This window comes from Pseudovibrio sp. WM33 (assembly GCF_001623165.1).
GTDB lineage: Bacteria > Pseudomonadota > Alphaproteobacteria > Rhizobiales > Stappiaceae > Pseudovibrio.
On record NZ_LMCK01000084.1, the window covers coordinates 37,120 to 50,563 of the forward strand.

Consider the following 13,444-nt stretch of genomic DNA (forward strand, 5'->3'; position numbering starts at 1 on the left):
TGAGAGACCATGAGTGATCTTTTTTCCGCCAATGGGATGGATCAGCTGGAAGACAGGCCGCTTGCAGATCGCATGCGGCCTCGTGTTCTGGAGGATGTTGTCGGACAAGGCCACCTTTTGGGTGACGCTGGTATTTTAAGCCGCATGCTGCGGTCCGGCTCTCTGGGGTCTCTCATCTTCTGGGGGCCTCCGGGTACCGGTAAGACCACGGTTGCCCGTTTGCTTGCAGATGCTACGGAACTGGAATTTGAGCAGATCTCTGCCATTTTCTCCGGTGTTGCTGATCTCAAAAAGTGTTTTGAGCGTGCTAGAGGACGTCAGATTTCCGGCAAACGGACTTTGCTGTTTGTTGACGAGATCCATCGCTTCAACCGCGCTCAGCTGGATAGTTTTTTGCCTGTGATGGAAGATGGCACCATCACTCTGGTGGGAGCAACGACTGAGAACCCGAGCTTTGAGCTGAATGCCGCGTTGCTGTCCCGTTCGCATGTGTTGACGTTCCATTCACTTGATGAAGATGCGCTGATTGATTTGCTCAAACGCGCGGAAGAAGTGATGGGGCGTGACTTGCCTCTGGATGAGGATGCGCGTCTATCACTCGTGCGTATGGCAGATGGTGATGGCCGGTCTGCATTGACTTTGGCGGAAGACGTTTGGCGTACGGCTGGCGATGACGAGATTTTCGACACGGAACGCCTTGCGGAAGTGGTGCAGCGACGTGCGCCGATCTATGACAAGACCAAGGACGGGCATTACAATCTCATCTCTGCGCTTCATAAGTCCATTCGCGGGTCGGACCCGGATGCGGCGCTCTACTGGATGTGCCGGATGCTGGAGGGCGGAGAAGATCCGCTATACATCATCCGCCGTTTGACAGTGATGGCTTCTGAAGACATTGGCATGGCTGATCCCAATGCGCTGGTGCAGGTGAATGCTGCACGTCACGCGTTTCAGCTGGTTGGGTCACCAGAAGGGGAGTATGCGCTGGCTCAGGCTGCGGTCTATCTGGCAACGGCCCCTAAATCGAATGCGTCTTATCTGGCTTATAAGGCTGCTCGCATGGATGCGCGGGAACATGGATCTCTTGTGCCGCCAAAGCACATGCTGAACGCACCGACCACGCTCATGAAGAAGATGGGGTATGGTGAAAGTTATCGCTACGATCATGATGAGCCAGATGCGTTTTCTGGTCAGGATTATTTCCCTGAGAAGATGGGTCGGCAAAAGTATTATGAGCCGAATGCTCGTGGGTTTGAGCGTGATGTTCAAAAACGGTTGAGCTATTGGGATCGCTTGAGAAAAGAGCGTGGCACTGCCTAGGGCCGTTTGTCTGGGTTCTCGTTGATACGCAATAGCAGAACTCGTTGTCTCGCCTTTTCTGAAAACTGGCGGTCACTTTTCAAGACTACACATAAACTACACGTAACTTTGTTTGGGTTTCCCGATTGCATTCGGGCATCCTAATTCGCACACTGACATCTGAGCTTGGTGCGTTCATTTATATCTGCGCATCATACTCTGACTTCTTTATTTAAGCGAATTCTGGTGCATGCATGAGGCAACTTGAGCTGAGATTGGGACTGGTGCTGTATGGCGGGGTTTCACTCGCCATCTACATGCACGGTGTCACCCGTGAACTCCTAAATCTTCAGCGTGCTTCCCATGCGTTGCATCAGTTGCGGCGGGACCGTGAGCGCGGTGTTGAGAGTGATGTCACTCTCGAAGGCTCAGCGAAATCCTATTTCGATCTTCTTGAAAGTTTTGGGCCACAGCTGGACCTGCGGGTTGTGATTGATGCAATCTCTGGCGCGTCTGCCGGAGGTGTGAATGCGATCATGCTGGCGCGGGCACTGGCGCATGATCTGCCGCTCAAGCATCACAGCGATCTATGGCTATCGCTTGCTGATGTTGACAAGCTGGCCAATGAAACATCCGGGGTCAGCAAACATGCCAAGCGGGTGCTGGCACCAATATTGGATAAGCTTTTGGTTTTCCTTGGGACTGATGTTCCTCAGAACAAGGAAACGCGCACCAAACTGCGAGATTTTATCAGTTCGCGTTGGTTTACGCCGCCGTTCTCAGGTGAGCGATACTCAGGGTGGCTGGTGGATGCGTGCCGCGCAATGGATGAAGAGGATCGCGGGGAGACGCTGATCCCTTACGGACAGCGGTTGGAGCTGTTCGTGACACTCACGGATTTTCACGGTGTGTTGCGGCGTATTGCGTTGCATGATCCCGAGTTTATTGAGGAGTTGGATCATCGACGTATTGTAAAGTTCAATGCCATTCATCGGGTGTCCAGCGGTTTGCATAGCCAGATGAGTGCGGAGTGTATTCCTGATCTGGTCTTTGCTGCTAGAGCGACCTCTAGTTTCCCTGGAGCCTTTCCGCCTATGAGTGCTGAGGAAATGGATGGCGTTCTTGAGCGTCAGGGTCTTGAGTGGAGCGGGCGTGAAGCGTTCCTAACCAACGTGCTTCATGCCAATTGCGATGCAGAAGGGGAGCGTATCTTCATTGATGGGTCGTTGGTGATGAACAAGCCCTTCGAACCGCTTATTGGTTCCATTGCACAACGACCTGCAGCTCGCGAAGTGGTGCGTCGTTTACTATATCTGGATCCGTTGCCCTTCTCGCACCGTGATGTGCCAGCAGAGCCAGAGCCTCCGGGGTTCTTTAAAAGCATTTTCGCATCGTTAGCTCACATTCCGCGGAATGAACCGATTGGAGATGAGCTGCAAGAGATTGAGCAGATCAACATGAAAGTGCGGCGGATTCAGGAAGTGGCTGAAGCTGCATTGCCGATGGTCCGCCATGAAGTGCAGCTGTTGCTTGAAAAGCATGGCAGCCTGCCGGAGACCGAGGGTGACTTCTCTGTTGTGCGGCAAGGGGCTGAGCTGGCGGCGATGGAGCAATCTGGTTTCGCCAATGCCGGTTATCTTCAGCTTCGTTTGGGGCATCTCGCCCACCGGGTTGTCTTGTTGATTTCCGAGCTTTCCGGCACACAGCAAGAGGGGTGCGTTGAAAAGGGCGAGGAGGTTGCTCTCTGGTCCTGGGAAAGCGTGGAAGAAGTGGTCGTGAATGCGTTGACCTTCTCCAAAGAAGAGGAGGGGGAAGCGCAGCGGGATCAGGCTAAGATACTTCGTGAGCTGAAGAGCCTTGATGTTGACTATCGCATTCGTCAGCTGCGGTTTTTGATCGAGCAGATCAACAAGTTCTATCACCATGAAGAGATTGCTGGGTCTGTTGAGTTTGCGCGCCATCTGGATGTGTTTAAGCGTGAACTTTATGGGCAGATTGCCAACTTGCGGAGCCGTTGGTCCGAGGAGTTTTATGGCACAGAGACCATCTACCTTGCGACGCTGCTGAAAGAAGTTTCGCCGCAGTTGGAGACAGTGCGCAAAGTGCTTGGGGTTCTCAGCCTTCGCATGGGCCTTGCCGACCTTGATAAACTGACAGATTCCATTGTGTTTGAGGGAGTTGGGAAGCTAGGTGATCTGAAGGCGGCACAAGGTATTCTTGAAGGTTATATCGGCTTTCCGTTCTTCGACACCAGTATGTTTCCGGTTCAGCAGGCGCTCGATGCTTTTGAACTTCGTAAGATTGAGGTGGGGCGCATCAGTCCAAAGGATGCGCAATTGCTTTGTCCTGGTGGCGTTGATTTGAAAGGCGCGCAATTGCAGATGTTTGGTGCCTTCTTCAACCGCGGATGGCGCGAGCATGATTATCTGTGGGGGCGGCTCAACGCTGCAGAGCGGCTGGTGAGGTTACTGCGGGATGTTTATCATCAGTGCCACGGGTCAGCTCTGCGGATTGCTCCTGGTGATGACATGAACCTGCGCGCGATATTCCTTGATATTCTGGATGAAGAAGAAGCGCACCTGGAGGATCATGAAGAGTTGGTGGAAGCTTGCCGTGAGAAGGTTGACGAGGTCTTCTCTAAGGGATGTTAGTTACTGTGCAATTTGTGCAAGACATGCCATTCAAAATCCGATAGGGAGAATGCATGAAAAATCTCATCCTGATAGCACTTGGTGGTGGGGCAGGAGCGGTTTGTCGGCATCTGGTTTCAATGGCCGGACTTCGTCTTCTAGGCCCTTCATTTCCGTGGGGCACTGTCACCGTAAACATTCTTGGTTCATTGCTGATGGGGATCTTTGTTGAGGTTCTTGCTCAGCGACTAAGCGCTTCTTCTGAGCTGCGTTATCTGATCGCGACGGGTTTCCTTGGTGGTTTCACCACCTTCTCAACCTTCTCGTTGGATGTTGCTGTGCTGTGGGAACGCGGAGAACCTATTGCGACCGCCGCTTATGTGTTGGTCTCGCTTATTCTTTCCGTTTCAGCCTTGTTTGTCGGTCTTTATCTCACACGGCAGGTTCTCACCTAATTTGCAAGTTGCCCGCAAAAACTCATAGAAACTTGATGGTTTTTCGTTTTTAGGGGCTGAATCTGCGTGAAAGACTTGCATGTTTTGCCTTCAGCTGCCAAATGAGCGCCAACGGATTTAATAGGAACGGCTGGCGCACCCTTCGTGCTGCCGCCGCGTTAGAAGTCAGGACCTTCACCCATGAGTGGCTCCCAGAACAAAGCAGCGCCGCAAAACAACGGTGGCAGCCCAGTTAAAATTGAGATGCGCCGCGTTGATGCCGACGAAGCAGGCATGCGTCTTGATCGCTGGTTTAAAGAAAACTTTCCGGAACTTGGTTTTGGCCGCTTGCAGAAACTGCTGCGCACCAAGCAGGTTCGCGTAGATGGTAAACGTGCAGAAAGCTCTACCCGATTGGAAAAGGGGCAAGAAGTCCGCATTCCACCGCTCGGTGTTGAGCTGGCTGCTGATGACCGCAAGAATGCCAGACCTCGTCCGCGCAAGTTGGTTGACAGTGACCGTGAAGCCATTGAGCAGATGATGCTCTTTGAAGATGCGCATGTGATGGTACTGAATAAGCCTGCTGGCCTTGCTGTGCAGGGTGGCTCAGGTTTGACGCGTCACGTGGATGGTATGCTTGATGCCTTCACCAACCAGAAGGGCGATAAGCCGCGTCTGGTACACCGTCTTGACCGTGAAACCTCTGGTATTTTGCTGGTTGCGAAGACCCGCCGTGCAGCTCAGGAGCTGACAAAGGCATTTCGTCATCGCAACACGCGTAAAATCTACTGGGCGATGGTTGCTGGCGTGCCAAAGCCGCGTCAGGGGCGTATCTCGACCTATCTGGCGCGTGATGAGGGCGAAGAGCGTATGCGTGTTGCCCGTCATGGTGATGATGAAGCACAGCATGCAGTCAGCCTTTACAATGTGGTTGAGCAGTCCGGTCAGAAGCTTTCTTGGGTGTCATTGAAGCCTGTAACTGGCCGTACGCACCAGCTTCGTGCCCATGCTGCGCATATTGGTTGCCCTATCGTCGGTGATCCAAAGTACTTCAATATCAAAAACTGGGAGCTGCCCGGTGGCATCCAGAACAAGCTGCATCTGCTGGCTCGCCGGATTATGATCCCGCATCCGTCAGGTAATGGTGTGATTGATGTTTCTGCTCCGCTGCCATCACATATGCAGCAAACCTGGAACTTGCTTGGTATGGATGTGAAGGACTATGATCCGGACATCAATGAACCAGAATAAGTAATAGCAAAGTTACGGGCTGATCTTCATGTATCTCATTGTGTTTGATTGCGACGGCACGCTTGCGGATAGCCAAGACAATATCATGATTGGTTTTACTGCAGCGTATCGGTTTGTCGATCTGCCTATGCCATCGCGAGATGAAATTCTTGCAACGGTTGGTTTGACACTGGATGTGGCGTTTGAGCAATTGCTGGGGCGAAATGACCCGGGCTTGATTGAGCAGATGGTCAAGGGATACCAGCAGATCGTCTGGGAAATGCGTTCCAAGGGGCGTGATTATGATCCTCTTTATGAGGGCGCGCTTGATGCTTTGCGAGAGTTGGATAGCCGGGAGGATGTGCTTCTTGGTATCGCAACAGGCAAGCATTCCCGCGGTATGAAACACCTGATCAACTTGCATGAGCTGGAAGGGCTTTTCACCACCATGCAGACAGCAGATGTTGCGCCATCCAAGCCGAATCCAGGTATGATTTTTCAGGCTATGAGCGAAACTGGTGTTGATCTGAAAAATACGATTATGATTGGTGATACGACTTTCGATATGCACATGGCGCGCAATGCGGGTGTGAAATCTGTCGGAGTTACATGGGGTTATCACAGCGCTGAAGATGTGAAGAGCGCTGGAGCCACCTATGTTATCAATCAGTTTAAGGAACTCATTCCGGTGCTTAATGAGCACTTCAACTGGAATAAGGAAGTTGCATAATGCGTGACATTTTTGAGCAGATTGCAGATGACATTGCAAAAGGGCCTGTTGATGCTGTTCAGGCTGCACGTGAGCACACCAAACGGAACTTGCCGAAACGCTTTTATGAGCGTGTGAGCGTTGAGCTGAAAGATGACGTCTTCGCTGTTCTGCTGGATGGACGCTCCATTAAAACACCTGGTCGCAATGCGCTGGTGTTTAAGGATGAAGTGATTGCTGAAGGCGTGGCTGCCGAATGGGAGCTGCAGGAAGAAGAGATCGACCCGGCGACGATGCCGCTGACGCGTATTGCCCATTCTGCGATTGATGCCGTTGAAGACAAGTTTGCGGAAGTTGCGGATGAGATCACACGGTATGCCGGAAATGATCATTTGTGTTACCGCGCAGATTCCCCTGCAGAACTGGTCACTCGCCAGAAAAATCAGTGGGACCCAGTCTTGGATTGGGCGGAGAAGTTGTTTGCTGGTCGCTTCAAGTTCGTTGAAGGGATTATGCATGTTGCGCAAGATGAGGCGGTGACAACAGCCTATCGTACGCAACTGGACAAATATGATGCGCTTCAGTTGACTGCGATCCATACTGTGACGTCCATTAGTGGCTCTGCATTGCTGGCGCTGGCGTTGGCTGAAAAAGCCTTTGAGGCGGATGTTGTCTGGTCTGCTGCTCATGTTGATGAAGATTGGAACATTGAGCAGTGGGGGCAGGATGAAGAGGCTGCCCGTATTCGCCGTTTCAAAAACGACGAGTTCAACGCATCAGTGCTTATTCTCGTTGGAGCACCAGAAGAAAGCTAAGCGCTTATTCTTTGAGAAGTTGTCTTAAGGCGCGGCTTTCGGCTGCGCTTTTTTGTTGGTGATGTGGCTTCTCCTGATATCGTAGAAAGAAATCAATAGTTTGTAGTATGTGGTCAAGTGGAATTTGTTTGCCGTATTACCATCGAATCTGTTGAACTAGGCACTCCTGCTGCACATATGGGTTCAGGGCTCTCGTAATAACGAGAACATCGCCAAATACTGCCCTAATCAAGAATATTGAGGAATTCCGCCGATGAAACATAATGAGAAAGTTATTGAGCGGCTTAATGAAGCTCTGAAACTGGAGCTTGGTGCCGTCAACCAGTATTGGCTGCATTACCGCCTGCTGGATGATTGGGGTTTTGGAAAGCTGGCGCAGAAAGAGCGCGAAGAATCCGTTGAAGAGATGCAGCATGCCGACAAGCTGATTGAGCGCATTCTCTTCCTTGGCGGTCATCCAAACTTGCAGACCGTTGGTGCTTTGAAGATCGGCACCAACCTGAAAGAAGTTTTGGAAGCGGATCTTGCTGGTGAACATGAAGCTCGCATCTCTTATAAGAAGAGCCGTGAGATTTGTCATGCTGAAGGTGATTACGTCACCATGAAGTTGTTTGATGATTTGCTGGCTGATGAAGAAGGTCACATCGACTTCCTCGAAACTCAGCTGGATCTCCTTGCGAAAATTGGTGAGCAGCACTACGGCGCATTGAATGCGAACCCGGCTGATACTGGCGAATAAGATCGCGTAACTGCTTGTTTTGATTAGAAAGAGCTGTCCTGTTGGGCGGCTCTTTTTTGTTGGGTTAAAGTTGTTTGTTTTAGACTAGCGCTTCATTAGGAACGATAGGGGATTTGGGTTGGTGGCGGGTTAGGCTGATCTATGTTTACTGGATCACAACTCGTTTTAGGGTAGGTTCAAAACGAGTTGTGTTTCACCTGCATTCCCTAAGGAGCAGTGCTTGCACTGAGAACTCATGAGAGCAAAAGACGGTGTCATTGAACGTTTGAACAAAGCCATTTCCATGGAACTTGGAGCTGTCAATCAATACTGGGTGCATTTCAGACTTCTTGAAGATTGGGGTTATACCAAACTCGCAAAGAAAGAGCGGGCTGAATCGATTGAAGAAATGCATCATGCGGATCGGTTGGTGGAAAGAGTTGTCTTTTTGGAAGGGCACCCAAACCTGCAGCATATTGCGCCCTTACGCATCGGGTCCTCAGTGAAGGAAGTGCTGGAAGCTGATCTGGCAGGGGAACGTGAAGCGATTGTGTATTACGGCGAATCTCGTGTGTTTTGTGAGCAGCAAGGTGACTTCGTGACAATGGCTCTTTTTGACAGTTTACTGGCAGATGAAGAAGGCCACTGTGATTTCCTTGAGACCCAATTGGAGCTTCTTGAGCAAATAGGCGAAGAAAAATATGGATTGCTCAATGCTGGCAGTGCTGATGAGGCAGAGTGAGTTTTAGCTGTCAAAGCATCAAAGAATGCTTGGTTTACCGAGGGTTATTGGTTGTTGGGTTGAGGCGATGATCGGTTGCATCACATGAGGCTTCTCAATCCAACGGCTTACTAGTTTTTGTGCGTAGGGGCGTGCTAGGAGATAACTCAGTTAGATTGGGAGCTGAGATATCTTATGAAGGAAGTTCTAGCTGAATTAGAAAAAAGACGTGATGAAGCGCGGCTTGGTGGGGGACAGCGCCGAATTGATGCGCAGCACAAACGCGGAAAACTCACCGCACGAGAGCGCATTGAAATTCTGCTAGATGAAGGTTCCTTCGAAGAATTCGATATGTTCAAGCAGCACCGCTGTACCGAGTTTGGTATGGTGGAAACGCACTTCCCAGGTGATGGTGTTGTTGCTGGTTGGGGAACAATCAACGGTCGTACCGTTTACCTCTTCTCGAAAGATTTCACTGTGTTCGGCGGCTCTCTCTCTGAGACTCACGCAGAAAAGATCATGAAGATCCAGGATATGGCGCTGCAGAACCGCGCACCCATCATTGGGATCTTTGATGCAGGTGGTGCTCGTATTCAAGAAGGTGTTGCTGCGCTTGGCGGATATGGTGAAGTGTTCTGGCGCAACATTCAGGCATCTGGCGTTATCCCGCAGATTTCTGTGATTATGGGACCTTGTGCTGGTGGTGATGTTTATTCGCCAGCCATGACCGATTTCATCTTTATGGTGCGCGATACCTCCTACATGTTCGTCACTGGTCCTGATGTTGTGAAAACAGTGACCAATGAGACTGTGACGGCTGAGGAGTTGGGCGGCGCGAGCATTCATACGACCAAATCCTCCATCGCAGATGGTGCGTTTGACAATGATGTAGAAGCGTTGCTGCAGATTCGTCGTTTGGTGGATTACCTGCCGATGAACAATCAGGCTCCGCTGCCTGAACTTTCCGTTTATGATGATCCATCTCGTTTGGATGAGAGCCTCAATACGCTGGTTCCGGATAATCCGAACAAACCGTATGATATGCGGGAACTGATCCTAAAGACTGTCGATGAGCAGGACTTCTTTGAGATTCAGGAAAGCTTTGCCGGAAACATTATCACTGGCTTTGGCCGCGTCGAAGGTCGTACAGTTGGTATTGTCGCCAACCAGCCGATGGTTCTTGCGGGTGTTCTGGACAGTGATGCAAGCCGTAAGGCTGCGCGTTTTGTCCGATTCTGTGACTGCTTCAACATTCCACTGGTCACCTTCGTTGATGTTCCGGGTTTCTTGCCAGGAACTGCTCAGGAATATGGTGGGCTGATCAAGCATGGTGCAAAGCTGCTGTTTGCTTATGGCGAAGCGACAGTTCCGAAAATTACTGTGATCACGCGTAAAGCCTATGGCGGTGCATATGACGTGATGAGCTCCAAGCATATTCGTGGTGATATGAATTATGCATGGCCATCTGCTGAGATTGCTGTGATGGGTGCAAAGGGTGCCGTTGAGATCCTCTATCGTAATGAGCTGGGTGATTCTGAGAAGATTGCCGAGCGCACCAAGGATTATGAAGACCGGTTTGCGAACCCGTTTGTTGCTGCGGAGCGTGGCTACATTGATGAGGTGATCATGCCGCAGTCTACACGGATGCGCATTTCGAGAGCACTGGCGATGCTGAGGACCAAGAACCAACAGATGCCTTGGCGCAAGCACGACAACATTCCGCTCTAAGGACTGTTGTCTGATCGAGCTGAATAACAAAAAAACCCGGCCTTCGTGAGAAGTCCGGGTTTTTTTGATGGGAAGGGGGACTAACTTGGGGCGAGTTAGGTCTTATCTTTCGTCGTTTTCGACCACGCAGGTGTAACCAATGAGGGAGTGGTTGGAGTCTTTTGTAACAACGTAGGCGCGCTGTGTTTCTTCGCTTGGGCTACAGTAAGAGCCATTTGCTACGTAACGGTCATAAAGGCCAGGACCTGTGGAGAGAATGATCGCACCTTTTTCTTGCACCAGAGACTTTACCTGAGACCCTGTGAGGTCAGTTGTATTGGTGCGTGGAGCGTTCATAGCCTGAGCAACAGAAGCAACAGAGACGAGGCTGAGGACGGAAAGGGTCAGAGCGATCTTTTTCATTTGTTTAGCTTTCGGTTTCTTAATTCTTATGGGAATTGGGGGAGTGAAAGACTAGGAGGCAGAGCCTTTCCCTGGGACGTGATGATGGGTGACGTGCGTCTAACTTGGGGCGAGTTAGATTTTAGTTGTTTTTGTTGTCAACCACGCAGGTGTAACCAATGAGGGAATGGTTGGAGTCTTTGGTCACAACATAGGCGCGCTCTGTTTCTTCATGTGTTGCGCAGTAGGAGGCGTTTGCAACATAGCGGTCGTAAAGACCTGGGCCGGTTGCCAGAACGATTGCACCTTTGTCCTGTACGAGTGATTTTGCTTGGGAAGCGGTCAGGTCACCAGTGTTCACCAGAGCAGCCTGAGCGATGGAAGCAGCAGATACGAGGCCGAGTACGGATAGGGTCAGAGCGATCTTTTTCATTGGTCTTACTTTCAATTTTTAATTTGTGTTATTTGGGGAGAGAAAGACTTGGGAGGAACAGTCTTTCCCTAAGAGGCTGATGGGGGAGGCCCTCTAACTTGAGGCGTATTAGAGGCTTAGTTATCTCTGTTTTCGACGACGCAGGTGTAACCGATGAGGGAGCTGTTGGAGTCCTTGGTTACGACGTAAGCGCGCTGTGTTTCTTCGTGTGAGGCGCAGTAAGAAGCGTTTGCAACGAAGCGGTCATAGAGGCCTGGGCCAGTTGCGAGGACGATTGCGCCTTTGTCCTGTACGAGTGACTTTGCCTGGGAGGCAGTCAGGTCACCGGTGTTTACCAGAGCAGCCTGAGCGATAGAAGCAGCAGATACGAGGCCAAGTACGGATAGGGTCAGAGCGATCTTTTTCATTTGTTTTACTTTCAGTTCTAGTCATTTTCAGAGCGAAAGACCGGGAGGAGCAGTCTTCCTGATGGGGGTTTGCCGATGTTGGTTGTTATTTCGGCGTGTCTTTTCAATTTAGACTGATACAAGGCAACTCCGTGCCGCCTTATATCTTGTAACTTGTAGTTATATTGTTTTTGTTCAAGCTTATTTTTGTTGTATGCTTTGTGTTTTGGTGTTTGTGGTTTGTTGTTGTTCGTTGATGATTGTATGTTTACTGGAAATTTTTGAGTAAGATGTGTTTTGGAACACAAAATTTTCTTTTCACAACTCTGAATTTTGGCCGATAACGAATTCGTGTGTTCGTGTTCTTGGGGATTACTTACCTGTCTGTGATCAAGCGCACATTTTTGCTTGATGGTGGTGCAGAAAGGAGTTCTCAACCGCTTGTTGGTCATGCTGAACAGGCAAGGTGAGTTTCGCAGGATGTGGATGAAGGATTCGAATGTGGGTAACTGCAGCTGCGTTTTGTGGTGCAACTGCAGTGTATTTGCTCGAAACGTGGATCTTCAGAGGACTCAGTCGAAGATATCGGAGCCGAATGGTCCTTCGCCGCTGTTGTAACCCGGTTCACATGAATAGCCGATGAAACAGCGCTTCTGGTCTTTCGTGGGAACCCAACGGCTCATCAAGCGTTCGTAAGGCTGGCAGAACTGGAGTCCTGCGACGAACCGATCGTAGGTACGGACGCCAGTGCTCAATACAATGCCGCCGGCGCGTTGCACGACAGAGCGGGCTTCCAGACAGGACATTTGCCGAGTATCAGGCCGTGCCTGTGCAGTGGTGGAAACTATGAGGGCCAGAGTGCTCGAAAGAACGAGTAATGTTGATATCCGCATAGTCTCCTCCTTTGTTACTGGTTCTGCCGTGTGCGTGGTGAGCAGCGATAACCGATCTGGCAGGAGTTGTTGTCTTTGGTCTGGGCCCACTCTCTGCGAAGCACTTCGTTGTGCAGGCAATACCTGATGTTGCTTACAAAGCGCTCATAGGTTCGCGGGCCTGTGGTCAGGACGACGCCTCCACGGCTGTTGACCAGCTGCTTGGCCTGTTCACAAGTCAGGCTCCTTGCATCCGGGCGCGCCTGAGCATTGGCTGAGGCTACCCACAACAGAGTTATGAGACTACTGGCAATAATGGTGGTGGAGGCATTACGCATGGGATCAGTTGCCTTACAAAGCAGATGTTGATGCAGGCGTGAACGCCGCAGTTCCATATGTTTTGAAGGCAATAGCCCAAAAGTGCGAGTATCAAGGTGAGCGGTGGTTAGCCGGTTCTAAAGAAGATGCCGTTGATTTAACTTTTTGCTGCTGGCCGTGTACGTGTGACTTCTACGCCAAACCCGCCTGTATGAACCGGCACTGGCGCAGAGGGTTTATTCACTCTCACAGTGATCTTGGAGATTTGCTGATCCATTGCGAAAACGGCCTCACAGATAGCTCCGGCAAGACGTTCCAGCAGATTGAAGCGGGAGTTGGTCACAACATCCTCGACAGTTTTCGCAAGGGTGCCGTAGCAGATGGTGTCTTCGTAGTCATCTGAAACAGTTGCCTTTTCAAAATCGGCCCAACAGGTCAGATCAATGATAAAGCGTTGACCCAATTTGGCTTCTTCATCATGGAGACCATGGAATGCATAGAAAGACAGGCCTTCCAGAAAAATCTTGTTTTCATTCATTGTTTGGCTCCTGAGGACTTTCTGACTGTTGGAAAACTGTGTTGCCAGAGGTGAGAGAGAAACTCAACGCATTTTAGAAGATAATGCTCTTTATTCGGGTGAAAGTCCGTCAAAATTTAGATGCTCTGCGCATCCATTGCCCCTACGAAAGTGCGATGGTTCTTCGCCCTATTGTGAGGTTGCGGAAGTGCGTAGAGATGCCTACAACCCTGCACTGTAAATAAAGAAGGTG

At 50.6% G+C, this 13,444-nt stretch carries 15 protein-coding genes; 9 read left to right on the forward strand and 6 right to left on the reverse strand.

Annotated elements, in window-relative coordinates; translation table 11 throughout:
* Window positions 1–9 precede the first annotated feature (9 nt).
* The 9 genes from PsWM33_RS13925 to PsWM33_RS13965 all read left to right on the forward strand — a co-directional run bounded on the left by PsWM33_RS13925 (window position 10) and on the right by PsWM33_RS13965 (window position 10,284).
* Window positions 10–1,320, forward strand: a complete 1,311-nt coding sequence (locus tag PsWM33_RS13925) for a replication-associated recombination protein A (protein ID WP_063300626.1) — start codon at window positions 10–12, stop codon at window positions 1,318–1,320.
* Between the two features lie 233 nt (window positions 1,321–1,553).
* Window positions 1,554–3,950 (forward strand): patatin-like protein, encoded by a 2,397-nt coding sequence (locus tag PsWM33_RS13930; RefSeq protein ID WP_063297928.1) that lies wholly within the window; start codon window positions 1,554–1,556, stop codon window positions 3,948–3,950.
* 53 nt (window positions 3,951–4,003) lie between these two features.
* Complete coding sequence (gene crcB / locus PsWM33_RS13935) at window positions 4,004–4,384, forward strand: fluoride efflux transporter CrcB (protein WP_063297927.1); 381 nt, start codon at window positions 4,004–4,006, stop codon at window positions 4,382–4,384.
* A 180-nt stretch (window positions 4,385–4,564) separates the two neighbouring features.
* On the forward strand, window positions 4,565–5,614 hold the full coding sequence (locus tag PsWM33_RS13940) for an RluA family pseudouridine synthase (protein ID WP_063292669.1): 1,050 nt from the start codon (window positions 4,565–4,567) through the stop codon (window positions 5,612–5,614).
* Window positions 5,615–5,642: 28 nt separating this feature from the next.
* On the forward strand, window positions 5,643–6,323 hold the full coding sequence (locus PsWM33_RS13945; protein WP_063300627.1) for an HAD-IA family hydrolase: 681 nt from the start codon (window positions 5,643–5,645) through the stop codon (window positions 6,321–6,323).
* Window positions 6,323–7,117, forward strand: coding sequence for an ATP12 family chaperone protein (locus tag PsWM33_RS13950; RefSeq protein WP_063300628.1), 795 nt, complete (start codon window positions 6,323–6,325; stop codon window positions 7,115–7,117). The genes PsWM33_RS13945 and PsWM33_RS13950 overlap by 1 nt, the downstream gene beginning before the upstream one ends.
* A 253-nt stretch (window positions 7,118–7,370) precedes the next feature.
* A complete protein-coding gene (gene bfr, locus PsWM33_RS13955; RefSeq protein WP_063300629.1) occupies window positions 7,371–7,856 on the forward strand; it encodes a bacterioferritin in 486 nt (161 codons plus the stop codon).
* Window positions 7,857–8,091: 235 nt separating this feature from the next.
* Complete coding sequence (bfr, locus tag PsWM33_RS13960) at window positions 8,092–8,577, forward strand: bacterioferritin (protein WP_063300630.1); 486 nt, start codon at window positions 8,092–8,094, stop codon at window positions 8,575–8,577.
* A gap of 174 nt (window positions 8,578–8,751) precedes the next feature.
* Window positions 8,752–10,284 carry an acyl-CoA carboxylase subunit beta gene (locus tag PsWM33_RS13965; RefSeq protein WP_063300631.1) on the forward strand — a complete coding sequence of 511 codons (1,533 nt, stop codon included), beginning with the start codon at window positions 8,752–8,754 and terminating at the stop codon, window positions 10,282–10,284.
* A gap of 102 nt (window positions 10,285–10,386) precedes the next feature.
* On the opposite strand, the gene PsWM33_RS13970 is transcribed toward PsWM33_RS13965, so the two are convergent.
* From PsWM33_RS13970 to folB, 6 genes are all read right to left on the reverse strand, one after another.
* Window positions 10,387–10,686: a hypothetical protein gene (locus PsWM33_RS13970; protein WP_063300632.1), complete on the reverse strand. Its 300-nt coding sequence runs from the start codon at window positions 10,684–10,686 to the stop codon at window positions 10,387–10,389.
* A 121-nt stretch (window positions 10,687–10,807) separates the two neighbouring features.
* A complete protein-coding gene (locus tag PsWM33_RS13975) occupies window positions 10,808–11,098 on the reverse strand; it encodes a hypothetical protein (protein WP_057463405.1) in 291 nt (96 codons plus the stop codon).
* Between the two features lie 116 nt (window positions 11,099–11,214).
* Window positions 11,215–11,505, reverse strand: coding sequence for a hypothetical protein (locus tag PsWM33_RS13980; protein WP_063297921.1), 291 nt, complete (start codon window positions 11,503–11,505; stop codon window positions 11,215–11,217).
* Window positions 11,506–12,056: 551 nt separating this feature from the next.
* Window positions 12,057–12,377, reverse strand: a complete 321-nt coding sequence (locus PsWM33_RS13985) for a hypothetical protein (RefSeq protein WP_153039843.1) — start codon at window positions 12,375–12,377, stop codon at window positions 12,057–12,059.
* Between the two features lie 14 nt (window positions 12,378–12,391).
* The gene (locus PsWM33_RS13990; protein WP_063297942.1) at window positions 12,392–12,694 is read right to left on the reverse strand and encodes a hypothetical protein; all 303 of its coding nucleotides are present in this window, start codon (window positions 12,692–12,694) and stop codon (window positions 12,392–12,394) included.
* A 137-nt stretch (window positions 12,695–12,831) separates the two neighbouring features.
* Window positions 12,832–13,212, reverse strand: a complete 381-nt coding sequence (folB, locus tag PsWM33_RS13995) for a dihydroneopterin aldolase (RefSeq protein ID WP_063297920.1) — start codon at window positions 13,210–13,212, stop codon at window positions 12,832–12,834.
* Window positions 13,213–13,444: the final 232 nt, after the last annotated feature.